Raw genomic sequence first — 23,275 nt, forward strand, 5'->3', positions numbered from 1 at the left:
CTCACACCCACCCAACGCGCCCCGGCCGCGCCGGGACACGGTTCCGTCAACCGGGCGGCCCGCACATCAACCCCTCGCGGGGCTCCGTCCGGGGCAACGGAGAGAGGGCGCGAGGGGATGCGAGGGGGCGTGAGGGGATGCGAGGGGCGCTGCTGCGGACAGGGGTTCGCGCGCAGGAAGTCGGTCGGGCCGACTTCCTGCGCGGCCGTGTGCATGCACGACGCACAACGCCCGACGCACGACGCGTACGGCGCCCTGCCGCCTACCGTCGGCGGCCCGCCGCCAGCAGCTCGGGCACGGTCGCGAGCTTCACCCGGGGCCGCCCCTCCGCCTCGCCCCGCTCACGCTCGGCCCGGTCCACCGCCCGCAGCTCCTTCAGCCCGACCGCATCCGGCCGACGGCGCCGCACCAACCGGTCGAAGTCCTTGCGGCCCGCCTCCGGTACCGGCAGCACGCGGGCGGCCGCGTCGTCCAGGAGTGCGTCCACGGTCTCGCGTGCGCAGGCCCGGTTGGCACCGATCCCGCCGGACGGGCCGCGCTTGGCCCAGCCCACCACGTACGTCCCCGGCAGCGGCTGCCCGGTCTCCGGGTCGACCACCCGGCCGCCCCGGTGCGCGACCGTCCCCGCCCGCTCGTCGAACGGCAGCCCCGGCAGCGGCACCCCGCGGTGCCCGATGGAGCGCACCACCAGCCCGGCCCGCAGCACGTCCCGCTCCCCGGTCGGCTCGACCCGGCCCCCGTCCACCGGCCTGGTCCGCTCGACGGTCAGCGCCTCGACCCGCCCGTCCCCGGACAGCTCCACCGGCGCCGACAGGAACCGCAGCACGATCCGCCGCCCCGCGCCGGGCTCGGCGGCCCCGTCGTACGGGACCAGCGGAAGGCCGGCGAGCAACGCCGCCCGCGAGCCCGCGGACGGCGGCGCGGCGCCCGGACCCGCTTCCTCGGCCGACGCCGACGCCTCCTCCGCCTCCGCTGACGCCGCCCCCACCGACGACACCGCTGCGTCGATGGCGGCCCGGACCTGCGGGTGGTCCTCGACCACCACCTCGACGCCCGGCAGCTGCCGCAGCGCCAGGAACTCCGCCGCGGTCCATGCCGCCTGCTCCGGACCGCGTCGGGCGAGCAGCACGACCTCCCGCACCCGGCTGCCGCGCAGCGCGGCGAGGGCGTGGTCGGCGATGTCGGTGGCGGCGAGCCGGTCGGGGTCGGTGAACAGGATGCGGGCGATGTCCACGGCCACGTTGCCGTTGCCGACCACGACCACCCGCTCCGCCGACAGCTCGACGGCGTCGGCCGGCACGGTCGGATCGGCGTTGTACCAGCCGACGAAGGCGGTCGCGGGCAGGCTGCCGGGAAGGTCCTCTCCGGGGACGCCGAGCCGGCGGTCGGCGGCCGCACCGACGGCGTACACCACCGCGTGGTGGTGCGCGGCGAGTTCCCGGTGGGTGACGTCCGCACCGATCTCCACGTTCAGGTGCATCCGCAGCCGGGGGTCGCGGAAGACGCTCGCGAAGCTCTCCGCGATCCGCTTGGTCGACTGGTGGTCGGGCGCGACGCCGTGCCGCAGCAGACCGCCGGTGACCGGCAGCCGGTCGATCATGGTGATCTCGGCGCTGGTGCTGCGCAGTAGTTCCTGCGCGGTGTACCCGGCCGACGGCCCGGTGCCGACGACGGCGATCCGCAGCGCGCCGAGCTCCCCCGGCAGGCTGCGCGGAAAACTGGGCCGGCCCCAGGCGTGGTCGTTGGGGTGGTCGCGGAACCAGTCGCGGTTGAGGTCCCCGAACACGGTGTCCGGACCGCGCAGCCGGTCGACCGGGAACACCGCGTCCACCGGGCAGGCGTCCGCACAGGCGCCGCAGTCGATGCACGCCTTCGGGTCGATGTACAGCATGTCGGTGGTGCCGAACTCCGGCTCGTCCGGGGTCGGGTGGATGCAGTTGACCGGGCAGACGGACACGCACGAGGCGTCGTTGCAGCAGGTCTGGGTGATCGCGTAGGCCATGGCCGGAGTGGGGTCCTCGCTGCGCGTCGGGGGGGGTGGTGTCGGGGATGGCGTCGGGGGTGGCGGAGGGTGCGGTGGCAGGGGGCTTCGGTGGGCACGGCGGTGCGGGGGCACGGGGGTGCGGCGGTGCGGCGGTGCGGCGGGCAGGGGCGGGCGGCGCGGGTGCGCTTTCAACTGCAGGTCAGAGCATGTGCACGCGGCGGTAGACGGCCGCCGAGCGGCCGGTGAGCAGCCCGGTCTCGGCGAGGAAGGCCATCAGGTGCCGGGAGCTGGTGCGCATCATCGCCTTGCGGTGCTCGTTGGCCTGCACCTCGGCGAGCGCCCGTTGCACGTCGAGCCCGGCGGCCCGGTAGACGCCCGGGTGGACCATGCTGGTGACGATGACGTAGGCGCCCACGGCGATGCCGGTCGCCGAGGCGCGTCGGCGCGCCGGGCTCGCGTGCCGCATCCGCTCGCGGATCTCCTGCCGGGCGAACTTCATGTGCCGCGACTCCTCGACCACGTGGATCCGGGACGTCCCGCGGACGATCTCCAGCACGTTCTCGCCGCGCATCCAGTCGCGCTGCATGACGTCGAGCACCTCTTCGGCCACCAGGATGCCGCCGTACGCGAGTTCGCCCTTGGCGAGCGCCTTGAACACGCGTCCGGCCTGGGCGATCAGCTTGTTCGGCCGGTAGGCGGGGACGCCCATCTTCTCGCACGCCCGGGCGAACATGATCGAGTGGCGGCACTCGTCGGCGATCTCGGTGAGGGCGAACCGGAACTCGGCGCTGGCAGGGTCCTTGAGGTACTGGTCGCGCAGCACCATCTGCTGGAGGATCATTTCGAACCAGATGCCGGTGTTCATGATCGAGCAGACCTCGTGCCGGGTCAGGGTCACCCGCTGCCGCTCGGTCATCTCGTCCCACAGCCGCGTGCCGTAGAGCGTGCTCCACTCCGGGTTGAGGCCGTAGTGCTCCTCGGGGAGGGGGGCGTCCCAGTCGATCTCGGTCGAGGGGTCGAAGGAGAGGGCGGCGGCTGACTCCAGCAGCCGCTTCGAGACGTCGTCGTCGGCGGTGGTGTGACGGTCACTCCGGCGCTCGTCCTGACGGTGGTCCCGCCTCCGCGCCCTCGGGTCGGTGAGAGCCATGGCTGCCTCCAGGTGCCTGCTGCTGCGGGTTCCCGCTCACCCGCTTATTAGACGGACAGTACAATAAGACCCTGTCGCCGAGAACCCCCCGCGCAGCAGCGAACCGGCGCGCGGGCGGGCACGACGAAGGGCGGGACCGTCGAGGCCCCGCCCTTCGCTGTGCTCTTCGCCCTGCCCTCTGTCTTGGTGCTGTTCCGCCCACTGGCCTCCGCTACGCCGAGGCCAGCGCCTGGCGCAGCGCCTCGGCGGCCTCCGCGGTCGCCTCCCGGAAGCGCCGGCCGATGCCGATGTAGTTGGCGTACCCGTGGATGAGGTCCGGCTGACGGCTCAGGTGCACCGTCACCCCGGCCTCCTCCAACGCCCGCGCGTACGCCTCGCCCTCGTCGCGCAGCGGGTCGAAGCCCGCGGTGCCGATGTACGCGGCCGGCAGACCGGCCAGGTCCCCGGCGAGCAGCGGCGACAGCCGCGGGTCGACGCGGTCGGCGGGCTCGGGCGCGTACCGCTCCAGGAACCAGTCCATGTCGGCGCTGGTCAGGAAGAACCCGTCGGCGAACAGCTCCCGCGAGGGGCGCCGGGTCGACGCGTCGGTCGCCGGGTACAGCAGCAGCTGGAACACCGGCGCGGGACCGCCCCGCCGCACGGCCTGCTGCGCCGCGACGGCGGCCAGGTTGCCGCCCGCGCTGTCCCCGCCGATCGCGATCCGCTCCGGGTCCGCACCCAGGTCGGCCGCCTTGGCGTGCGCGTAGTCGAACGCGGCCAGCGCGTCCTCGGCCGCGGCCGGGAACGCGTGCTCGGGCGCCAGCCGGTACTCCACCGACAGCACCCGCACGTGCGCCCGCTGCGCCAGGAACCGGGCGACGTGGTCGTGACTGGCCCGGCTACCGACCACCCAGCCCCCGCCGTGCAGGTACACCAGCAGGCCGGAACCTGCCGCCAGGCCCTCCGGCGTGTACAGGGTCGCGGCCAACTCGCCCTGCTCCTGCGGGATCCCGACGGCCCGCGCGGCCACCGTGTGGAGCGTCGGCCCGCCCACCAGGTACCGGGCGTACTCCATCGCGGCCCGCGACGGCTCGACCCCACCCGGCATCACCAGGGCCGCCTTCGACTGCCGCTGCAGCTTGAGTATCAACTGCGCGTCCAACGCGAGCGTCTGCCCGTCCCGCACCACCGGCTTGCCCGCGATCGCCCGCCGCACGCCCTCCGGCAGGGCGTACATGCCCCGGACGACGGCGGCCTGGATCCGGACGGGGAGTGGGATCGTCATCTCTTCTGCCTCCTGGGGACGGAACTGGGGACTCGACTGGGGACCGCGCTCGGGATCGGCCGGGGACGGTGTTGCCCGAACGGGAGCCCATGATGGGGCCGTCCCAGCAGAGTTGGAAGCCTCCTGGACGCCCTCTGAACCCACCCTCGACCCGACACACCCCCACCCTGGTCCAACGCCTGGGGAAATTATGTAGACCGGTCTACATTCTTGCCGCCGCCCGGCGCCACTGCGCACGAGAAGTCGGCCAGGCCGACTTCCTGCGCAAGGAGCACCACTTCGGGGGTCAAATCAGTAGACCGACCTACATAATCCGGCGCCCGCACCGCCCCCGGCATCGCACCCAGCCGCGCAGGAAGTCGACCCAGCCGACTTCTCACGCACGCTGCGCCACCGGCCCCCACCCCGGCCCCCACCCGCGCGCGAATCAGTAGACCGACCTACATATTCGCCCCACCCACGCCCTCAAGCCCCAGCGCTCGCAACAAATCAGTAGACCGACCGACATAATCTGGCACCCGCACCGCCCGCACCGTCACACCCAGCCGCACAGGAAGTCGACCCGGCCGACTTCCCACGCACACTGCGCCACCAGCCCCCACCCCGGCCCCCACCCGCGCAGGAATCAGTAGACCGACCTACATATTCACCCGCCCGCACCCTCAAGCCGCAGGGCCCGGGCCGCCAGGTGGCGGCGTTCGGGGGCGCTGGAGGTACGGGCGGCGGCTTCGCGGTAGGCGCGGGCGGCGGCGGGCGGGTCGGTGCCGAGCCGGTCGAGGAGGTGGGCGCGCACGGCGAGCAGGCGGTGGTGGCGGGCGAGGCGCCGGTCGGCGGCCAGCGCATCGAGGAGGGCGAGCCCGGCCGCCGACCCGTGGACCATCGCCACCGCGACGGCCCGGTTGAGGGCGACCACCGGGTTGGCGTCGAAGCGCAGCAGCAGGTCGTACAGCGCCAGGATCTGCGGCCAGTCGGTGGCCTCGGCGGTCGTCGCCTCACTGTGCACCGCGGCGATCGCCGCCTGTACCCGGTACGGCCCGGGCTGCCCGCCCGGTAGCGCGGAGGCGATCAACTCCAGCCCTTCATCGAGCAGTTCGCGGTCCCAGCGGTCGCGGTCCTGCTCCTCCAGCGGCACCAGCTCACCGTACGGTCCGGTGCGGGCGGGTCGGCGGGCGTCGGTGAGGAGCATCAGGGCGAGCAGTCCCGCCGTCTCGGCGTCGCCCGGGGTGAGGCGCCGCAGCAGTCGGGTGAGCCGGATCGCCTCGACGGCGAGCCGCGGCACGGTCAGCTCATCGCCGCCGCTGGCCGTGTAGCCCTCGTTGAAGATCAGGTACAGCACGTGTCGGACCTCGCCGAGCCGCGCCGCTCCGCCGTCCCTTTCCCCCTTCCCCTTCCCCTGCCTCGCCCCCTCCCCGTCCTCCTCCCCCTCCCCGTCCCCCTCCGACGGCGCCAGTCGTCCGCCCGCCGCCTTCAGCGTCTGCTTGGCCCGGCTGATCCGCTGCGCCATGGTCGCCTCGGGCACCAGGAACGCGGCGGCGATCTGCGCGGTGGTCAGGCCGCCGACGGCGCGCAGGGTCAGCGCGATCCGGCTCGGTACCGACAGTGCCGGGTGGCAGCAGAGGAACAGCAGCGCGAGCGAGTCGTCCGCCGCCGGGTCGGGCTCGTCGGCGGCGGGGGCGAGCAGCGCCGCCTGCGGTGTGGCCAGCGCCAGCGTCTCCTCCCGGCGGCGCCGGGCCGACTCGCTGCGCACCTGGTCCACCAGTCGGCGGTCGGCGACGGTCACCAGCCAGCCGCGCGGGTTGGCCGGCACCCCGCCCGCCGTCCACTGCAGTGCGGCGGCCAGCAGGGCTTCCTGCACCGCGTCCTCACACGCGTCGAAGGCCCCGCCGTGCCTGCGTACCAGCGCGCCGAGGACCTGCGGCGCCAGTTCGCGCAGCAGGCCCTCGACGCCGTTCGGCTCGGTCACCCGTTCGCCGCGAGGTCGTTCGTCGGCGACTCGTGCAGGATCGGCCACAGCTCCACCGGCTCGACGTCCGCGAACGGCATGTCCGCCGCGATCTGCTGGGCGCGCTCCGGGCTCTCGCAGTCCAGCAGGTAGAAGCTGGCCAGGTACTCCTTGGTCTCCAGGTACGGCCCGTCGGTGATCACCGGCACGCCCTCCGCCCGCCGCACCAGCTGCGCGGCGGCCGCGTCCGCCAGCCCGTACGCGCCGATCAGCTCGCCGCTCTCGCGGTACTTGGTGTTGAACGCCTCCTGCTTGGCGATCGCCTCCGGCCAGGCTTCGGCCGGGAAGGAGTCCCACTTGGCCTGGTTGCCGTAGATCATCGCGACGTACTTCATGGCGGGTGTCCCCATTTCCGTCCCGCACGCCCCTCCGGCGCGCTGTCACCTCTCAGTCGGAGCCGCGGCAGGGGCCCTCGACATCGCCGACGGGGTTTCTTCGAAGTTTTTTCGCCGTCGGAGATTCGCCGTCAAGCACTCGCCGTCAAGCACTCGCCGTCAAGCACTCGCCGTCGGAGATGCGCCGTCGGAGGATCCTTCTCAGGCGCCGCGCCGGTCCACGGCGTCGAAGGCCGCCAGCGCCCGAGCGCCCGGTTCCAGTGCCCGACGCAGCGCCGCCAGGCCGGGAGCGTCCAGGCCGCCCAGCGCGTCGGCGAGTTCCTCCGTCACGTCCTGTGCGATCTCCTCGGCCACCACCTCCGTGGCCGTGCGCGGCCCCAGCTTGCTGACCGCGGCGGCCGCGCGGGCGGGCGTGAGCAGGGCCGACGCCTGGACCAGCAGCCACGCCGGCACCCCGGCCGCGCCCTCCGGTGGGGGCAGGTAGGGGCGGGCGCCTCCGTAGCGCTCGTCCTCGGCGAAGGCCTGCTGCTTCGCCTTCACCAGCGGCCGGGCCACCGCCCCCGCCTCGCCCGACTCCCGCCACTGCCCGGCCGGTTTGAGGACGTACCCCTCCGCGAGGTTGTCCGCCAGCTCGGGCAGTCCGAACAGTGCGGGTACCCGGCTCGGGAACAGCACCGGGAGGTCCTGCAGCGCGTTCAGCGGGCCGTGGCCGAGGAGCGGCACGCAGGTGAGCCCGGCGGTGCCCGCGGCGGTGCGCAGGGCGCGGTCGGCGATCCACCAACGGCCTTCGGGTGTCCGTACGGTGGCGTCGAACGGCAGCCAGCGCAGGCCGGGGTCGTACCAGACGCCGGTCTGCACCGGTTCGACCCCGTCGGCGGCGGGCACGTCGGGGTGCGGGTAGCGTCCGCCGGCCAGCTCGCCGTAGACGGTCACCACCGCCGACGGGCCCCACGGCCCGCGCACCGCGCCGGCGAGCCGGGCCGCGGCGACGGCGAGCCGGGGCCAGATGCGGCTCACGCCGAAGAAGCCGTCCAGTCCTTCGTCGTCGAGCAGTTGACGTCGTTTCGCGGGGCGCACCGAGTCGCCCTCGCAGACCACCGCGAAGTGCGCGCCGTGCACCTTCTCCGCCGCGACCCACTCGCGGCTGCCGGGCCCGCCGGAGCGGCCGCGCGCGGGGATCTTGGGATAGGGCTGCAGCTCGGCCGCGTCGAACACCGTCGTCGTCTCGGACACGAACAGGATCCTCGCCGCCGGATCCGCCCGCCGGCAACCGGGATTCCCGGCCCCGCCGATCCCACGGGGTGCGTGCTCGGACCGGACACGCTCGGACCGGACGCGCCCGGCCCGGACACGCTCGGAGCCGTACGCCGCGGTCAGCCCGGTGCGCCGCGGTCGGCGGCCCGGTCCGCGCTCACCCTGGTGCGCGGTCAGACCGCCCACTGCGAGCGCAGCCGGGCGAACGCCTCGTGGAACCCGGGGAAGGTCTTCCGCACGCACCCCGGGTCGTCGAAGGTGATCCCCGGCGTGCGCAGCGAGGTGACGGCGAAGGACATCACGATCCGGTGGTCGGAGTGCGTCGCGACCTCGACCGGGCGCGGCGCACCGGGGTGGATCTCGATCCAGTCGTCGCCGGTCGCGACCGTGATGCCCATGGCGCGCAGGTTGGCGGCGCAGGCCTCCAGCCGGTCGCACTCCTTGACCCGGGTGTTGTGGACGTCCTCGATCCGCACCGGCCCGGACGCGAAGGGCGCGATCGCCGCGAGGGTGGGCATGGTGTCGGAGATGTCCCGCATGTTGACGGTGAGGCCGTTCAGCGTGCCGTCGCCCGCCACCGTCGTACGGTCGCTCCCGACGTCCACCCGGACGCCCATCCGCCGCAGCACCTCCACGAAGCGCAGGTCGCCCTGGAGGGCGTCCCGGCCGAGGCCGGGCACGGTGACCTCCCGTCCGGCGACGGCCGCGGCGGCGAAGAAGTAGCTCGCGGTGGAGGCGTCCGGCTCGACGGCGTACGGGGTGGCCCGGTAGCCCCCGGACGGCACCTCGAACACCTCGCCGCCGGGCGTCCGCTCACGCTTCACCTCGGCCCCGAACTCCCGCATCATCGCCAGGGTGATGCCGATGTACGGGGCGGACACCAGCCGGGTGACGGTGATCCGCAGCCCGTCCCGGGTGAGCGGGCCGAGCAGCAGCAGCGCGGTCAGGTACTGCGAGGACTCCCCGGCGTCGAGGGTGAGTCCGCCGCCGCGGACGCCGTCGGCGACGACCGTGAGCGGGTGGTGCCCCTCGGCCTCCTCGTGCCGCAGGTCGACGCCCAGCTCGCGCAGCGCCCGGGTCAGCGGGGCGACCGGACGGCGGCGCATCTGCGCGGAGGCGTCGAAGCGGTAGGTGCCGCGGCCGGCGGCGGCGAGGGCGGGCAGGAAGCGCGCGGTGGTGGCGCCGTCCCGGCAGTACACCTCGGCCGTCTCCACGCCGGGCCCGGCCGGCCGTCCCGTCACCCGCCACCGGTCCGCCGCCCGCTCGACGTCGTACCCGAGGGCGACCAGCCCCTGCGCGAAGCCCTCGGTGTCGTCCGAGGCCAGCGGCCGGTGCAGGGTGGTCACGCCGTCGGCGGCGGCGGCCAGGAACAACGCCCGGGCGGTGATGGACTTGGACCCCGGGATCTCGACGGCAGTCACGGCAGGCTCTCCCTACACAGGTGTGTCCAGCGATGTCGGCCCGATCCTGCCGCACCTGCGCCCTGCCGTTCCCGGCCTTCCACGGACCGGACGGCGACGGCCCGACGACCCCCACCCCGGGTCCGGACCCCGCCCCGCGCGGACCCCGCCGGCTCAGCGGCGCCCCCAGAGCCCGACCAGGTGGGCGTGCAGGACCTCCTCCGCCTCCTCCGCCGTCCGGTGCCCGACCAGCACGTGCGCGGTGAGTCCGTCCGCCAGGGCCAGCAACGTCCGGGCCTCGGTCCGATCCGCCGCACGAACCTCCGCCGACTCCCCGAGCCCAGCCCCGTCTCTGTCCCCGTCCCCGGCCTCGCCTCCGCCCCCGTCCCCGCCCCCGGAGGCCTCCGCGAGCAGCCGCACCACCAACTCCTCCAGGGCCGCGTAGCTGCTCCGCAGGGTCGCCGCCAGCGCCGGGTTCACCGCGGCCCCGGCGACGAAGGCGAGCCAGATCCTGGCCTCGGCCCGGTGTTCCTCGCGCAGCAGCGCCACTTCCCGGGCCACCAGCCCGAGTTCGCTGGCGGCCGACTGTGCCGGGCCGGCGGCCAGCCGCCTCCGGACCCGCTCGGTGACGCGCTCGCCGATGTGCGCGAGGGCGAACCGCAGCATCTCCTCCTTGGTGCGGAAGCAGCGCTGGACGGCCCCCATCGACACCTCGGCGCGGGTGGCGACGTCCCGGAGGGTGACGCCCTCCAGTCCGTGTTCGTCCACCAGCAGGCAGACGGCGTCGGCGATCTGCCGGCGTCGGCCCTCGTGGTCCACCTGCTTCGGCATGTCCGGCCTCCTCGTCCCGGCCTCCGGGGTCCGGGGCCGTCAATTATTCGATGCAAGCGTATCGGTTCCCGGACTATGGTTCCGATGCAACCGCATCGGAACCAATCCGAGGAGACCCGCACCCATGCCCCTGTGGAACAGGACCGCCACCGAACTCGCCGCCGCCGTCCGGGCCGGCGAGGTCTCCGCCCTCGACGTGGTCGACAGCCACCTGGACCGCATCGCCGAGGTCAACCCCCACCTGAACGCCGTCACCCAGCTCCTCGCCGACCGCGCCCGCGAGGCCGCCCGGCACACCGACCGGCGCCGGGCCGCGGGCGAGGACCCGGGCCCGCTCGCCGGCGTGCCGTTCACCGTGAAGGAGTGCACCCCCATCGCGGAGGTGGCCACCACCTTCGGCACCCCGCGCTTCCGCAACCACGTCGCGCCCGTCGACGCCGTCCCGGTGGCCCGCCTGCGCGCCGCCGGGGCGATCCCGATCGGCCACAGCAACATGCCGACGCTGATCCTGGCCGGGATGCACACGCGCAGCGAGCTCTACGGCGACACCCGCAACCCGTGGGACCCGAGCCGCACCCCCGGCGGCAGCAGCGGCGGCGACGGCGTCGCGGTCGCCGCCGGCATGGCCCCGCTCGGGCTCGGCAACGACTCCGGCGGCTCGCTGCGGATCCCGGCGACCTTCTGCGGCGTCGCCGCACTCAAGCCGACCACCGGCCGCTTCCCCGCCGACCAGCGCCTCCTCGGTCCGGACGACCCCGGCCCGGCCTCCCAGGTCCTGGTCACCGACGGCCCGGTGGCCCGGACGGTCGCCGACCTCCGGCTCGCGTACGAGACACTGGCCGGCACCGACCCCCGCGACCCGCGCGCCGTCCCCGTCCCGCTGTACGGCGAACCTCCCGGTCGCCCGCCACGGGTCGCCGTCGTCGCCGACCCTGGCGGCCACGGCGTCCACCCCACCGTCCGCCGGGCCGTCGAGACCGCGGCCGACGCGCTGCGCGACGCGGGGTACGACGTCCGGAAAGTCCCCGACGTGCCGAGGCTGCAGGAGGCCTACGACGCCTACCACCGGCTCACCGTCACCGAGTTCGCCCCGAGCTGGCCCGTCGTACGGCAGTTGCTGGGCGAAGGCGGCGACCGCTTCATCGACCTGACGATGCGCAGCACTCCGCCCGCCGACGCCCCCGGGCTCATCCGGCTCATGAGCGCCTGGCTGAACATCCGCCGCTCCTGGACGGAGTTCCTGCACGAGTACCCGCTGTTGCTCGGCCCGGTCTTCACCGAGCCGCCGGTCGAACCGGGCCTGGAGTCGCGGGACCAGGCCGGCCGGGACCGCGTCGCCTCGGGCATGCGGCTCTGCTCGGTGACCAGCTTCGTCGGCGTCCCGGCCGTCGCCGTCCCGACCGGGCTCGCCGACGACGGTCTGCCCACCGGCGTGCAACTCGTCGGGCGGGTGTTCCGGGAGGACCTGTGCCTGGCCGCCGCCCAGGCCGTCGAGGACCGGCTCGGCGTGCTCACCCCGATCGACTCGCGGCCGTAGCGGCCGTAGCGGTCCGCGGAGTCGGCGGGGTCGGGGGCCGGGGGCGGCGGAATGCCGCGGCTACGCGCCCTGCAGGCCCGGCACGACCAGTCCCGACTCGTACGCGATCACCACCGCATGCGTCCGGTTCTGCGCGCCGAGCTTGGTCAGCACGTTCCCGACGTGCGTCTTCACCGTCTCCGGACTCACCGCCAGCGACTGCGCGATCTCCGGGTTCGACGACCCGGTCGCCATCAGCCGCAGCACCTCCTCCTCCCGCCCGGTCAGCGCCGCCCGGGGCAGCGCCTGAGCGGAGTCCAACGGGCGGGCGGCCACCATCCGGCGCAGCGCGGCGGGGAAGAGGATCGCCTCCCCCGCCGCCGCCACCCGCACCGCTTCGGCGATCTGCGGGACCGGCCGCCGCTTCAGCACGAAGCCGCTGGCCCCGGCGCTGAGGGCGGCGGTGACGTAGTCGTCGTTCTCGAAGGTGGTGATCACGACGACCTTCGGCGGGTCGGCGTCCCCGGCCAGCAGTTCGCGGGTCGCCTCGATCCCGTTGCGGCGCGGCATCCGCACGTCCATCAGCACCACGTCCGGGCGCAGCCGCCGCACCTGCTCGACGACCTCGACCCCGTCGGCCGCCTGCCCGACCACCGCGATGCCCGGCTGGGCACCCAGCAGGGTGCCCAGACCGCTGCGGGTCACCGGGTCGTCGTCGGCGATCAGGACGGTGACGGGGCGTTCCGGGCTGCTCACGCCGACAACCGTATCGGCAGCCGGACCGCCAGCCGCCAGTGCTGTTCCCCGCGCGCACCCTGCAGCCCGGCCTCGAACTCGCCGTGCAGCAGGCGGACCCGCTCGGCGAGGCCGGGCAGGCCGTGGCCGGAGGTCGGGAAGCCGCTCGGGCCGGCCTTGACCCCGTTGACCACACCCAGTTCCAGTCCGTCCGCCGCGACCACCACCCGCAGCTCGATCGGCCCGCCCGCGCCGTGCCGCAGCGCGTTGGTCAGGCCCTCCTGCAGGATCCGGTACGCGGCGCGGGAGAGCGTGCCGTGGACCTGCTCCGGATCACCGAGGACCACCGTCTCCACGACGGCGCCCGCGTGGCGCAACCGGTCCAGCAGTTCGGGCAGGTCGGCGAGGGTCCGGGTCGGCGCGACGCCCGCCGCCTCCTCCCTCAGCACGCCCAGCACGTAGTCCAGGTCCTCCAGCGCCGCCCGGGCCGACTCCTCGATGCTGCGCATGGCGGCCCGGGCGGCCGCCGGATCGGCGGCGAGCACCTCACCGGCGACGGCGGCCTGGATGGTGGCGGCGGTCAGGGTGTGACCGATCGAGTCGTGCAACTCGTGCGCCAGCCGGTTGCGTTCGGCCAGTGCCCGCTCCCGCTCGGCCGCCATCGCCAGCCGCTCCGCCGGCGACGGCCCGAGCAGCCGCGGCGCCAGCCACCGCAACGCACCCGACACCGCCACGAACAGCACCACCAGCAGCACCAGGCAGACCACCGACACCAGCCGGCCCCAGCCTCCCGTCAGCTCCTTGGACCACCCGAACAGGCTGAACCGCGCGTCCCCCTTCGCGTATCCGGTGGGCAGGAACAGTCCCATCGTCAGCAGCACACCGCCGCCGAACAGCACCGCCCACCCCGACATGACGTGCAGCACCAGGAACGCCGGTGTCCGCCACCGTTCCCCCGCCGCACCCTTCACCGGATCCGGCAGCGCCACCCCGAGCAGCCGCCGCGCCGCCCGGACCAGCGCCCGCCGCGTCACCCCGGCCAGGCCCACCACCCCGATCAGCACCACCCAGAGTGCGAGCGACAGCACCTCCGGCAGCGCGTACGGGTCCGCCTGCATCCCCGCCGCGGGCACCGCCGCGACCAGCGCCAACGGCAACCCCGCCACCGCCCCGAGAACGGCGAACAACACACCCGAATACGTGGAGCCGCGCAACAACGGCCGAAGGACCTTGATCATGGTCGCCAGTATTGTCACGCGCCCCGCACCCCACCTCCCCCGATCGAGGGAGCAGCTCGCCCCCGCATCCGACCGGACGGTCCCGACACCGTGCCTGGGCCGGCCAGCAGGGTCGGTTCGTCGGGGTGGCCGTGCCCGTCCGGGTGCGGTCGTAGGCGGGGTCGATGGTGCCGAACAGGCGGTCCCATCCCGCGTCCCGCCCCTCGCGCTTCGGACCATCAGCAGGCCCATGGTGCACTTCCGGCCGGGTTCCACACACGGATCGGCCGGACGGCGCGGGGTCGACCCTCGGCGGGAACCGGATTGCTCGGCGGAGAACAAAACGGCCGGTCGATCCGAAGATCGACCGGCCGTTCGCTGTGCGCGAGGGGGGAGTTGAACCCCCACGCCCTTTCGGGCACTGGAACCTGAATCCAGCGCGTCTGCCTATTCCGCCACCCGCGCATCTGGGTGATGGGTTAAGCATAGACCATCTGGAGGGGTGCTTCCGACCACGTCCGGGCGACGCCCACGGTCACCCTCTCCGGCCGGGCTCCAGCCCGACTCCGTCGGGCATCCGGCTCCGTTCCAGGTGGCGCCGGCCAGGGCGGGCGACTCGGCGCCCGAGCCGGCGGGGGCGCAGGTGGCGCCGGCCGGGGCAGGCGACTCGGCGCCCGAGCCGGCGGGGGTGAAGCACGAGGACCCCGACCCAACCCCAGCCCCAGCCCCAGCCCCTCCGACAATCCACCCCGGCGAGGAGGACCGAGGAGGAAACTCCCGGATCGGACACGAAGGACGGGGCTACTCTGGGGCCATGGTTGTGAATGGCGCAGACCAAGTAACCACGGACGAACAGGAGTTCATCAGCGCCCCGGCTCTGATCCTCCACTCCCTCGCCGCCCGCCCCGACCGGCGGGCCATCACCACCGCCGACGGCACGGTGATCACGGCCGGCGACTTCGCCGCCGCCACGTACCGGCTCGCCCACGAGCTGGTCGCCCGGGGCGCGGCCCGCGGCACCACCGTGACCCTGCTGACGGGCAACACCGCCGAGGCGCTGAGCGCGCGCTACGCCGCCGGGCTGGCGGGCGCACGGGTGGTGAACCTGTACGACGGCATGAGCGCGCCGACCCTGGCCGAGATCACGACGAGCGTCGACACCGCCGTCCTGCTGGTGGACGCCGAACGGTACGCGACGGCCGCCGAGTTGCTGCCGCTCGTCGACGTGCCGACCGTCCTCACGCTGGGCCCGGGCCCCGAGACGTCCGGCTCCGCAGCGACCGGCGCCGCAGCGACCGGCTCCACAGCGATCGGCGAGGACGTCGTCGCCGCTTCCGCGCACCGGCCCGCCGAGCCGCCGGCCGTCCGGATCGGCCCGGACGACGACCTGGGCATCCGCCACACCGGCGGCACCACCGGCATCCCGAAGGGCATCCGCAGCCTGCACGGCCCGTACCGGAGCGCCTTCGACGCCCAGTACGGCGGCACCGACCCGGATGCCGCCCCGCCCCGCTTCCTCGCCGCCACCTCCCTCGCCCACCTGGCCGGGGTGCTGTCCGACCTGACGTTCCACAGCGGCGGCTCGGTGGTCATCCAGCGTTCCTTCGACCCCGGCGAGGTCCTGGCGGCGGTCGAGCGCGAGCGCATCACCGACCTCTGGGTGCTGCCGCCGCTGCTGTACCAGCTGCTCGACCACCCGGCGATCGGCCGCACCGACCTGTCCAGCCTGCGCCGGGTCTCGTACGGCGGCTGCGCCGCTTCGCCGTCCCGGGTGCGCGAGGCGATCGAGGTGTTCGGGCCGGTCCTGGTGTCCGGCTACGGGCAGTCGGAGGCGCAGAACATCTCGATGCTCGCGCCGCACGAGCACGACCGGATCGGGCGCGGCGGCCAGCTCTCGGTCGGCCGGCCGCTCCCGGGCGTCGAGGTGACGGTCCGGGCCGAGGACGGCACCGAGCTGCCGGCCGGGGAGCAGGGCGGGATCCACGTCCGCTCGGCGACCGTCATGGCCGGGTACTGGAAGCGGCCCGACCTCACCGCCGAGGTCCTGCGCGAGGGTTGGCTGGACACCGGCGACATCGGCTACCTCGACGAGGACGGCTACCTCTACCTGGCCGACCGGAGCAAGGACAAGATCATCGTGGTCGGCGGGCACGTCTACCCCACCGAGGTGGAGGAGTTGCTGCTCACCCACCCGGCGATCGCCCAGTGCGCGGTCTACGGGGTGCGCGACGCCCAGGAGGCGGAGCACGTCCACGTCGCTGTCGTCCCCGCGCCGGGGCAGCGGCCCGACCTGGACGACGTCCGCGCGTTCGTCACCGCCCGCAAGGGCCGGATGTACGCACCGGAGGCCCTGCACGTACTGGCCGAGATCCCGCTGACGGCCGTGGGCAAACCGGACAAGAAGCTGCTGCGCGACTCCCACGCGGGCTGAGAACTGCCCCCCCCGGGGGCGCTTCCGGGCGGATCCTCCGCGGACGATCCGACCGGAAGCACCCCCGGCGGATGGGCCATCATGGCGCCATGGCAGATGAAACGATCACCGCTCGCACCATCGCCGACCGCCACCTCGACCAGGTGGCCGCCCACGACCCCTTGCACGCCGCATGGTTGGGCCTGCACCCGGGCGACGACCGGCAGCCGGACCTCTCCCCGGAAGGGTTCGAGGCGCTCGCCGACATCGCCCGACGCACCCTCACCGCGCTCGACGCCACGCACCGCGCCACCGACCTCACCGCCGTGGCCGACGCCGCCGGGGCCGACACCGCCGGCGACCACAAGACAGCCGCCACCGCAACGGACCCCGCCGACCGGACCTGCGCCCGGCTGCTCCGCGAACGGCTGACCGCCGAACTGGCCGTGCACGACTCCGGCGAGAACTTCCGCCAGCTGCGCAACATCGCCGCGCACGTCCACCACGTCCGGGACATCTTCAGCTACATGCCGACCGCCACCGACGACGACTGGGCCGCGGTGGCCGGCCGGATGCGCAACCTGCCCGCCGCCCTCGACGGGTACCGCGCGACCCTCACCGAGGGCATGTCCCGGCGGCTGCTCGTCGCACCCCGCCAGGCGGCCGCGGTCGTCGACCAGCTCACCGCCTGGACCGGCGAGGACACCGGGAACGCCGGGTGGTTCGCCGGCTTCGTCGCCCCCGGCCCCGAACGGCTGCGCGGCGAACTGGACGCCGCCGCCCTCCGGGCCACCGCCGCCACCGCCGAGTTCCGCGACTGGCTGCGCGACACCTACGCCCCGGCCACCGTCGGCATCCCGGACGCCGTGGGCCGGGAGCGCTACCGGCTCGCCGTACGCCACCACACCGGAGCCGAGGTCGACCTGGACGAGGCCTACGCCTGGGCCTGGAGCGAGTTCCACCGGACCGCGGCCGAGATGCGCGCCGCGGCCGACCGCGTACTGCCCGGAGCGGGAGCCCTGGAGGCGATGCGACACCTTGAGCGGCACGGCCACGCGGTCGAGGGCGAGGAGGCGGTCCGCGACTGGCTGCAGCAGATCATGGACGGGGCCATCACCGCCCTCGACGGCACCCACTTCGACATCTCCGGGCCGCTGCGCCGGGTCGAGTCCCGGATCGCCCCGGCGGGCAGCGCCGCCTCGCCGTACTACTCCGGCCCGAGCCTGGACTTCAGCCGCCCCGGCCGCACCTACTTCCCCACCCTCGGCCGGGACTCCTTCCCGACCTGGCAGCTCGTCAGCATCTGGTACCACGAGGGCGTCCCGGGCCACCATCTGCAGCTCGCCCAGTGGGTCGCCCTCGCCGACGAACTCAGCCGCTACCAGACGACGCTGGGCATGGTCAGCGCCAACGTCGAGGGCTGGGCCCTGTACGCCGAGCGCCTCATGGACGAGCTGGGCTTCCTCGACGACCCGGCGCACCGGCTCGGCTTCCTCGACGAACAGATGCTGCGCACCATCCGGGTGATCATCGACATCGGCATGCACCTGGACCTGGCCGTCCCGGCCGACGCGGGCTTCCACCCCGGCGAGCGCTGGACCCCGGAACTCGCCACGGAGTTCATGGCCACGTACAACGGCAGCCCGGCCGAGCTGCGCGACAGCGAGATCGTCCGCTACCTCGGCTGGCCGGGCCAGGCCATCGGCTACAAGCTCGGCGAACGCGCCTGGCTGCGCGGACGTGACGCGGCCCGCAGCCGTCTGGGCGCCGGGTTCGACCTCAAGACGTGGCACATGAAGGCGCTCGCCCTGGGCTCGCTGGGACTCGACGACCTGGTCGACCGACTCGCCGCGCTCTAGAGCCGGCGGCGCAGCTCGCCCGGCGCGGCAGAACGGGCGCAGCAGCTCGCCCGGCCCAGCAGCAGAACGGGCGCAGCACCTCTGCCGGCGCAGCACCTCCGCCGAATCCCCGGGAGATCCCCACCGGACTTCACCCCACCGTGGGGTTTGGCTCAACGAAGTGCCACCCGGGTGCCGAGAAGGCAAGAGGGGTGGCGGCGCTGAGGGTCGCCACCCCGCTCCGCACACGGTCCGGACGGGCGGGCGGACGGCCGTCCGTCCGTCCGGCCGGCCGTCCGCCCGGCCGGCGCGGCTCAGGCGGCGCCGAAGTGCCGCTTGGTGTCGCCGATCAGGCCCTTCAGGAACGCCGCGCCCGGGACCCCGGTCAGCGCCGCCGGGCGTGCCAGCAGGGGGACCGGCTCGAAGGCGAAGGTCCAGGTGAAGCGGGTGCCGTTCGCCGTGGGCTCGACGAGGTAGTCCTCGCCGAAGCGCCGGAACAGCGGCAGGCTGGCCTGCGCGACGCAGAACGAGTGCCGCACCCCCTCCTCCCACCGCACGAACTCCTCGCGCAGCCGCAGCACGCCGCGCGCGGTGATCTCCCGCGTCGTGCCGACACCGTGCGGGGCGGGCGAGGTGTAGCGGCCGCCGCTCAGACCGCGGCACCAGGACAGCGGCGTGTCGCCGGCGAGGCCCTGCCAGACGGTCTCGGGCGCCACGGGGAGGTCCATGGTGAACGAGTGGCGGTGCGGGGCGGTGTCGAAGAAGGACACGTCGAAGCGTTCGAGCGTGGACCAGGGCATGGTTCCCCTCCTGTCGGTGTGGCGACGTCCTGTCGGTGTGGCTACGTCTGTCCGTGCGGATGCATCAGTCCGTGCCGGACGCGGGGGCCGGTCCGCGGTGGACGCGGGGGCCGGTCCGCGGTGGACGCGGGGGCCGGTCACCCGCCGGCGGGCGCCCCGCCGCCCACCGCCCGCAGAGCGAAGGGCAGGAAGCGGTCCGCCACCTCCCGGGCGCTGGCCTCGTCCACCTGCTCCGGCAACCGGGGCGTGAGCAGGAACCGGCCCATCACCGGCCCGACCACCACCTCGCCGAGCAGCTCGGCGTCCTCGACCGGCGGGATCTCCCCCCGCTCGACGGCACTCCGCACGACCTCGGTCACCCGCCGGTACACGGGCGCCAGGAGGGTCACGGTGAGCGCCTCGGCCAGGGCGGTGTTGTGCGCCGCCTCGCCGATCAGGGCCCGCATCACCCGGCCGCTCTCTCCGGTCATGGCGGCGGCCTTGTCCCGGAGCACCACGCGCAGGTCGCCCTCCAGGCTGCCGGTGCCGGGCAGGCCGTACGGGTCCTCCTCGGCGAAGCTCGCGGCGGCGGCGACCACCAGGTCCTCCTTGGACGACCAGCGCCGGTAGAGGGTCGCGGTGGAGACCCCCGCCCGGGCGGCCACCGCGGCGGTGGTCAGTCCGCCGTAACCGTTCTCGGCCAGCACGGCCAGCGTGGCCTCCAGCAGCGCCCGGTCCCGGGCGGCGTCCCGGGGGCGGCCCCGGCGGGGTGCGGTCCCGGACGGGGCGGGCGACGCGGGCGACGTCGGGGACGCGGGCGGGGTCGGGGTGGTGCGGGTCATGCCGCCAGTTTACCGCCAATAGAAACGAAATCATTTCGTTTCGTTTATGCTCGGCGGCATGAGCGCTTCCACCGAGACCACGCCCGGCACGACCGCCCCCGCCGAGTCGGCGCCCGGCGCCGCAGCAACCTCCACCGACGCCACCTCCGCCGCGGCCACCGTCGCCCGCCTCGGCGCCGCCTTCACCGCCGGCCGCACCAAGCCCGTCGCCTGGCGCAAGGCCCAACTGCGCGCCCTGCGCCGCCTGCTGGTCGAACAGGAGGACGTCTTCGCCGCCGCCCTCCACACCGACCTCGGCAAGCACGCCGCCGAGGCGTACACCACCGAGATCGGGTTCACCGTCAGCGAGATCGACCACACCCTGCGCCACCTCGACCGCTGGCTGCGCCCGAGCCGCGTCCCGGTGCCGCTGGCGCTGCAGCCCGCCCGGGCCCGCACCGTGCGCGAACCGCTGGGCACGGTGCTGGTCATCAGCCCCTGGAACTACCCGTTGCAGCTGGCCCTGGCCCCGCTGGTCGGCGCGATCGCGGCGGGCAACTGCGTGGTGGTCAAGCCCAGCGAACTCGCCCCGGCCACCTCGGCGGCGCTCGCCCACTGGCTGCCCCGCACGCTCGACCCGCAGGCCGTCGCCGTCGTCGAGGGCGGCGTCCCGGAGACCACCGCCCTGTTGGAGCAGCGCTTCGACCACGTCTTCTACACCGGCAACGGCACGGTCGCCCGCATCGTGATGACCGCCGCGGCCCGCCACCTCACCCCGGTCACCCTGGAGTTGGGCGGCAAGAGCCCCGCCGTCGTCGAGCCGGGCACCGACCTCGCGACCGCCGCCCGCCGCATCGCCTGGGGCAAGTTCATGAACGCCGGCCAGACCTGCGTCGCCCCCGACTACGTCCTCGCCATCGGCGGGAGCGCGACCGCGATCGAGGCGCACCTGACCGCCGCGGTCCGCGAGATGTACGGCACCGACCCGAGGAGGAGCCCCGACTACGGCCGCATCGTCAACGAGCGCCACTTCGACCGGCTGACGGCCCTGCTCGGCGACGGACGGATCGTCACCGGCGGGGACCACGACCGCGCCGAACGCTACCTCGCCCCGACCGTCCTCGCCGACGTCGACCCGGAGGCGCCGGTGATGCGCGAGGAGATCTTCGGCCCGGTCCTGCCGATCGTCAGCGTCCCCGACCTCGACGCCGCCATCGCCTTCATCACCGCCCGGGACAAGCCCCTCGCCCTGTACGCCTTCACCGCCTCGGCCCGCACCAAGCACCGCCTGACCACCGAGACCTCCTCCGGCGCCCTGTCCTTCGGCGTCCCCAACGCCCACCTCACCGTCCCCGGCCTCCCCTTCGGCGGCGTCGGCGAGAGCGGCATCGGCGCCTACCACGGCGCCCACACCATCGACACCTTCAGCCACACCAAGGCCGTCCTCGACAAGCCCCTCCCCGCCGACACCCTCCGCCTCGCCTACCCGCCCTTCACCCCCCTCAAGTCCCGCATCCTCCGCCGCTTCCTCTGAACCCCCGCACCGCCGGTCGCCGCCCTCCCCGTCCTCCCCGTCCTCCCTACCGGCGGCAACCGGCGACTCTCTCCGATCCGACGAAGTCCCGCCGGCCGAGCCCGTACGATCCGAGTATCTGTACGGATGCGGAGCACGCAGTCCCCGCCTACCGTCCTACGGGCGGGTGCGGCACACGCATCCGCTTCCGGGGAGGGGAACCCACATGGGCGACAAGGACACGTCCGGCAAGATCGCGATCCAACCGGCCGACCTGCGGGCCTCCGCAGGCATCGCCAAGGCACTGGGCGAGGAACTGGACAAGCCCGTCCAAGCCGCTCTGACCACCAGCACCACCGTCTCGACCCAGCTCACCGGCTGGTCGATATCCGGCGGCCTCGGGCAGTTGGGAACGGGCTGGGCCAAACCGCTCGGCGACCTGCGGCAGCGCCTCGTGGACACGGCGACCAACCTGGACGCCAACGCGTCCGCCCACGAGCACCACGACCAGGCCGTCGCCGGCGGTTGGGCCGTACCCCAGCAGGGGCCCAAGTGAGCGGCGTCTACGAACTCCTGGTGAAGTTCGACCCGCACGGGCTGCGCGACGCCGCCAAGGCCTGGAAGGCCCTCGGTCACGCCGTGGACACCACCGGCCAGCGCCACCGCAACCAGGTCAACGGCCCGCTGCAGGTCAGCAATGGCCCGGACCGGCCCGCTTGGGAAGGCGCCGACGCGACAGCGGCACGCCCGTACATGGTGAAGACGGAAGTCCAGATGGAGATCATCAGGATGGAGTCGGAGGCCGCGGCCCTGGTGCTCAACACCGTCGCCGAGCGGATGTACCAGGCGCAGACCAACCTCATCAACGCCGTCAACCGAGCCGTCGACGCCGGGCTGACCGTCTCCGGCGAGGGCGTCATCACCATGCCACCGCCCGGCAAGGGCGAGGCCAACGACCCGGAGGCCCAGAAAGCGCGTCAGCAACTCGGCTCGGAGATGAAGGGGTTCCAGGACCGCATCGACGCCGCACTGAAGGCCGCTCAGACCGCTAGCGACCAGGGCCACAGCGCCCTCGTCTCCCTCAGTGCCAACACCCTGGACCCGTCCCGGGAAGCAGGCTCCTTACTCACGGCGAAGAACAACGTCGCCGGCATCATGCGGGAGCTCGACCTCGTCGACCCCTACATGCCCGACGGCAAGGATCCGGCCCGGAACGCCACGTGGTGGAAGAGCCTCACCCCGGAACAGCAGGAAACCTACATCACGCTGGACGCGGCTCGGGTGGGCAACCTCGACGGGATCCCGGCCGACGCGCGAGACAGGGCCAACCGACTCGTTCTGGACCAGAAGATCGACGCCCTGGAGGCCGGCTCGGCCTCCGTGTTCGGCCTCGACCAGGAGGCCTACGACAAACGCAAGGCCACCCTGAAGGACATCAGGACGAAGTTGGAGGAGAGCGCCAACGAGCGGAACGAAACGAAGCAGATGTTCCTGCTCGCCATCGACCCGGAGGCGTACGGCGGTGACGGCCGGGCGATCGTCGCCACGGGCAATCCCGACAAGGCCTCCCACACTGCCGTATGGGTCCCGGGCACCGGGACGGAACTTCCGGGGATGCCGGACCAGATCAACCGCATCCGCCAGTTCCAACGCACCGCCGAGCGTCAGGCCGGTGCCGGAGAGACCGTCTCGGTCATCTCCTACCTCGGATACGACACTCCGGAGAGCATTCCGGAAGCCGGAAATCCCATGCGTGGCGTCGATGGTGCGGAAGACATGCGGAGGTTCTCCAACGGGCTTCGTGTGGCCCACGGTGAACCGAAGACCCACCTCACGTGGATGGCACACAGCTACGGCACCTTCGCCCTTGGCGAGGCCGCCAAATCGGCAGGCGGTCTGCACGCCGACGACATCCTCGCCCTTGGCAGCCCCGGCATGGGCCTGGGCGTCATTCGCGCCGAGCAGCTCAACATCGACCCCGAGCATGTCTGGATCGGAACGTCCACGAGCGATCCCATCCGCGTCGTCAGCGGAACGGTCTTGGGTTCCGCGCCGCACATCGCCGGTTTCGGAGGGAACAACATCAAGGTCGACACCTCCGGCCACGCGGGATATTGGACTGATGACTCCGAGAGCCTGAAGAACATCGGAAAGATCATCGCCAAGGTGCCGCCCACGACAGGGCCGAAGGAAGACCCGCTCTGGGGCAATATTCCCCACTGACGAATC

At 73.7% G+C, this 23,275-nt stretch carries 18 protein-coding genes and 1 tRNA gene; 6 read left to right on the forward strand and 13 right to left on the reverse strand.

Annotated features, from left to right (window positions below; all coding sequences use genetic code 11):
- Nucleotides 1-262: 262 nt before the first annotated feature.
- The 8 genes from ABT048_RS13230 to ABT048_RS13265 all read right to left on the reverse strand — a co-directional run bounded on the left by ABT048_RS13230 (nucleotide 263) and on the right by ABT048_RS13265 (nucleotide 10,217).
- Nucleotides 263-2,002, reverse strand: a complete 1,740-nt coding sequence (locus ABT048_RS13230) for an FAD-dependent oxidoreductase (RefSeq protein WP_350521456.1) — start codon at nucleotides 2,000-2,002, stop codon at nucleotides 263-265.
- 181 nt (nucleotides 2,003-2,183) lie between these two features.
- Nucleotides 2,184-3,131 (reverse strand): AurF N-oxygenase family protein, encoded by a 948-nt coding sequence (locus ABT048_RS13235; RefSeq protein WP_350521457.1) that lies wholly within the window; start codon nucleotides 3,129-3,131, stop codon nucleotides 2,184-2,186.
- 211 nt (nucleotides 3,132-3,342) lie between these two features.
- Nucleotides 3,343-4,395, reverse strand: a complete 1,053-nt coding sequence (locus ABT048_RS13240) for an alpha/beta hydrolase (protein WP_350521458.1) — start codon at nucleotides 4,393-4,395, stop codon at nucleotides 3,343-3,345.
- Nucleotides 4,396-5,041: 646 nt separating this feature from the next.
- Nucleotides 5,042-6,358 (reverse strand): RNA polymerase sigma factor, encoded by a 1,317-nt coding sequence (locus tag ABT048_RS13245; protein WP_350521459.1) that lies wholly within the window; start codon nucleotides 6,356-6,358, stop codon nucleotides 5,042-5,044.
- Entirely contained in the window at nucleotides 6,355-6,732 is a 378-nt protein-coding gene (locus ABT048_RS13250) for a YciI family protein (RefSeq protein WP_350521460.1), read from the reverse strand. Before ABT048_RS13250 ends, ABT048_RS13245 begins: the two co-directional genes overlap by 4 nt.
- Before the next feature lie 201 nt (nucleotides 6,733-6,933).
- Entirely contained in the window at nucleotides 6,934-7,965 is a 1,032-nt protein-coding gene (locus tag ABT048_RS13255) for an RNA ligase family protein (RefSeq protein ID WP_350521461.1), read from the reverse strand.
- A 194-nt stretch (nucleotides 7,966-8,159) separates the two neighbouring features.
- Entirely contained in the window at nucleotides 8,160-9,407 is a 1,248-nt protein-coding gene (gene aroA / locus ABT048_RS13260) for a 3-phosphoshikimate 1-carboxyvinyltransferase (protein WP_350521462.1), read from the reverse strand.
- 153 nt (nucleotides 9,408-9,560) lie between these two features.
- Nucleotides 9,561-10,217: a TetR/AcrR family transcriptional regulator gene (locus ABT048_RS13265; protein WP_350521463.1), complete on the reverse strand. Its 657-nt coding sequence runs from the start codon at nucleotides 10,215-10,217 to the stop codon at nucleotides 9,561-9,563.
- Nucleotides 10,218-10,341: 124 nt separating this feature from the next.
- Between ABT048_RS13265 and ABT048_RS13270 the strand changes: the two genes are divergently transcribed.
- Nucleotides 10,342-11,754, forward strand: coding sequence for an amidase (locus ABT048_RS13270; RefSeq protein WP_350521464.1), 1,413 nt, complete (start codon nucleotides 10,342-10,344; stop codon nucleotides 11,752-11,754).
- Nucleotides 11,755-11,814: 60 nt separating this feature from the next.
- Here ABT048_RS13270 and ABT048_RS13275 read toward each other — a convergent pair whose 3' ends face one another.
- From ABT048_RS13275 to ABT048_RS13285, 3 genes are all read right to left on the reverse strand, one after another.
- Nucleotides 11,815-12,489, reverse strand: coding sequence for a response regulator transcription factor (locus ABT048_RS13275; protein WP_350521465.1), 675 nt, complete (start codon nucleotides 12,487-12,489; stop codon nucleotides 11,815-11,817).
- Nucleotides 12,486-13,706, reverse strand: a complete 1,221-nt coding sequence (locus tag ABT048_RS13280; protein WP_350521466.1) for a sensor histidine kinase — start codon at nucleotides 13,704-13,706, stop codon at nucleotides 12,486-12,488. Before ABT048_RS13280 ends, ABT048_RS13275 begins: the two co-directional genes overlap by 4 nt.
- 360 nt (nucleotides 13,707-14,066) lie before the next feature.
- A tRNA-Leu gene (locus ABT048_RS13285) sits at nucleotides 14,067-14,150 on the reverse strand.
- Between the two features lie 349 nt (nucleotides 14,151-14,499).
- Between ABT048_RS13285 and ABT048_RS13290 the strand changes: the two genes are divergently transcribed.
- Nucleotides 14,500-16,116 (forward strand): AMP-binding protein, encoded by a 1,617-nt coding sequence (locus ABT048_RS13290; RefSeq protein WP_350521467.1) that lies wholly within the window; start codon nucleotides 14,500-14,502, stop codon nucleotides 16,114-16,116.
- A gap of 89 nt (nucleotides 16,117-16,205) precedes the next feature.
- Nucleotides 16,206-17,954, forward strand: coding sequence for a DUF885 domain-containing protein (locus ABT048_RS13295; protein WP_350521468.1), 1,749 nt, complete (start codon nucleotides 16,206-16,208; stop codon nucleotides 17,952-17,954).
- 293 nt (nucleotides 17,955-18,247) lie between these two features.
- Here the strand turns inward: ABT048_RS13295 and ABT048_RS13300 are convergent, their stop codons facing one another.
- Nucleotides 18,248-18,733 (reverse strand): SRPBCC family protein, encoded by a 486-nt coding sequence (locus ABT048_RS13300; protein WP_350521469.1) that lies wholly within the window; start codon nucleotides 18,731-18,733, stop codon nucleotides 18,248-18,250.
- Nucleotides 18,734-18,870: 137 nt separating this feature from the next.
- The gene (locus tag ABT048_RS13305) at nucleotides 18,871-19,554 is read right to left on the reverse strand and encodes a TetR/AcrR family transcriptional regulator (RefSeq protein ID WP_350521470.1); all 684 of its coding nucleotides are present in this window, start codon (nucleotides 19,552-19,554) and stop codon (nucleotides 18,871-18,873) included.
- Nucleotides 19,555-19,612: 58 nt separating this feature from the next.
- Between ABT048_RS13305 and ABT048_RS13310 the strand changes: the two genes are divergently transcribed.
- From ABT048_RS13310 to ABT048_RS13320, 3 genes are all read left to right on the forward strand, one after another.
- Nucleotides 19,613-21,067 (forward strand): aldehyde dehydrogenase family protein, encoded by a 1,455-nt coding sequence (locus ABT048_RS13310; protein ID WP_350521471.1) that lies wholly within the window; start codon nucleotides 19,613-19,615, stop codon nucleotides 21,065-21,067.
- Nucleotides 21,068-21,272: 205 nt separating this feature from the next.
- Entirely contained in the window at nucleotides 21,273-21,602 is a 330-nt protein-coding gene (locus tag ABT048_RS13315) for a hypothetical protein (RefSeq protein ID WP_350521472.1), read from the forward strand.
- The gene (locus ABT048_RS13320; protein ID WP_350521473.1) at nucleotides 21,599-23,269 is read left to right on the forward strand and encodes an alpha/beta hydrolase; all 1,671 of its coding nucleotides are present in this window, start codon (nucleotides 21,599-21,601) and stop codon (nucleotides 23,267-23,269) included. Before ABT048_RS13315 ends, ABT048_RS13320 begins: the two co-directional genes overlap by 4 nt.
- The last annotated feature ends 6 nt before the right edge of the window (nucleotides 23,270-23,275 follow it).

Source organism: Kitasatospora sp. NPDC096140 (assembly GCF_040303045.1).
GTDB lineage: Bacteria > Actinomycetota > Actinomycetes > Streptomycetales > Streptomycetaceae > Kitasatospora.

Bases quoted from the DNA above. Each gene is read 5' to 3' on its own strand.
- ABT048_RS13230 (WP_350521456.1), bottom strand. From the start codon at position 2,002: ATGGCCTACGCGATCACCCAGACCTGCTGCAACGACGCCTCGTGCGTG.
- ABT048_RS13235 (WP_350521457.1), bottom strand. From the start codon at position 3,131: ATGGCTCTCACCGACCCGAGGGCGCGGAGGCGGGACCACCGTCAGGAC.
- ABT048_RS13240 (WP_350521458.1), bottom strand. From the start codon at position 4,395: ATGACGATCCCACTCCCCGTCCGGATCCAGGCCGCCGTCGTCCGGGGC.
- ABT048_RS13250 (WP_350521460.1), bottom strand. From the start codon at position 6,732: ATGAAGTACGTCGCGATGATCTACGGCAACCAGGCCAAGTGGGACTCC.
- ABT048_RS13265 (WP_350521463.1), bottom strand. From the start codon at position 10,217: ATGCCGAAGCAGGTGGACCACGAGGGCCGACGCCGGCAGATCGCCGAC.
- ABT048_RS13270 (WP_350521464.1), top strand. From the start codon at position 10,342: ATGCCCCTGTGGAACAGGACCGCCACCGAACTCGCCGCCGCCGTCCGG.
- ABT048_RS13280 (WP_350521466.1), bottom strand. From the start codon at position 13,706: ATGATCAAGGTCCTTCGGCCGTTGTTGCGCGGCTCCACGTATTCGGGT.
- ABT048_RS13290 (WP_350521467.1), top strand. From the start codon at position 14,500: ATGGTTGTGAATGGCGCAGACCAAGTAACCACGGACGAACAGGAGTTC.
- ABT048_RS13295 (WP_350521468.1), top strand. From the start codon at position 16,206: ATGGCAGATGAAACGATCACCGCTCGCACCATCGCCGACCGCCACCTC.
- ABT048_RS13300 (WP_350521469.1), bottom strand. From the start codon at position 18,733: ATGCCCTGGTCCACGCTCGAACGCTTCGACGTGTCCTTCTTCGACACC.
- ABT048_RS13305 (WP_350521470.1), bottom strand. From the start codon at position 19,554: ATGACCCGCACCACCCCGACCCCGCCCGCGTCCCCGACGTCGCCCGCG.
- ABT048_RS13310 (WP_350521471.1), top strand. From the start codon at position 19,613: ATGAGCGCTTCCACCGAGACCACGCCCGGCACGACCGCCCCCGCCGAG.
- ABT048_RS13315 (WP_350521472.1), top strand. From the start codon at position 21,273: ATGGGCGACAAGGACACGTCCGGCAAGATCGCGATCCAACCGGCCGAC.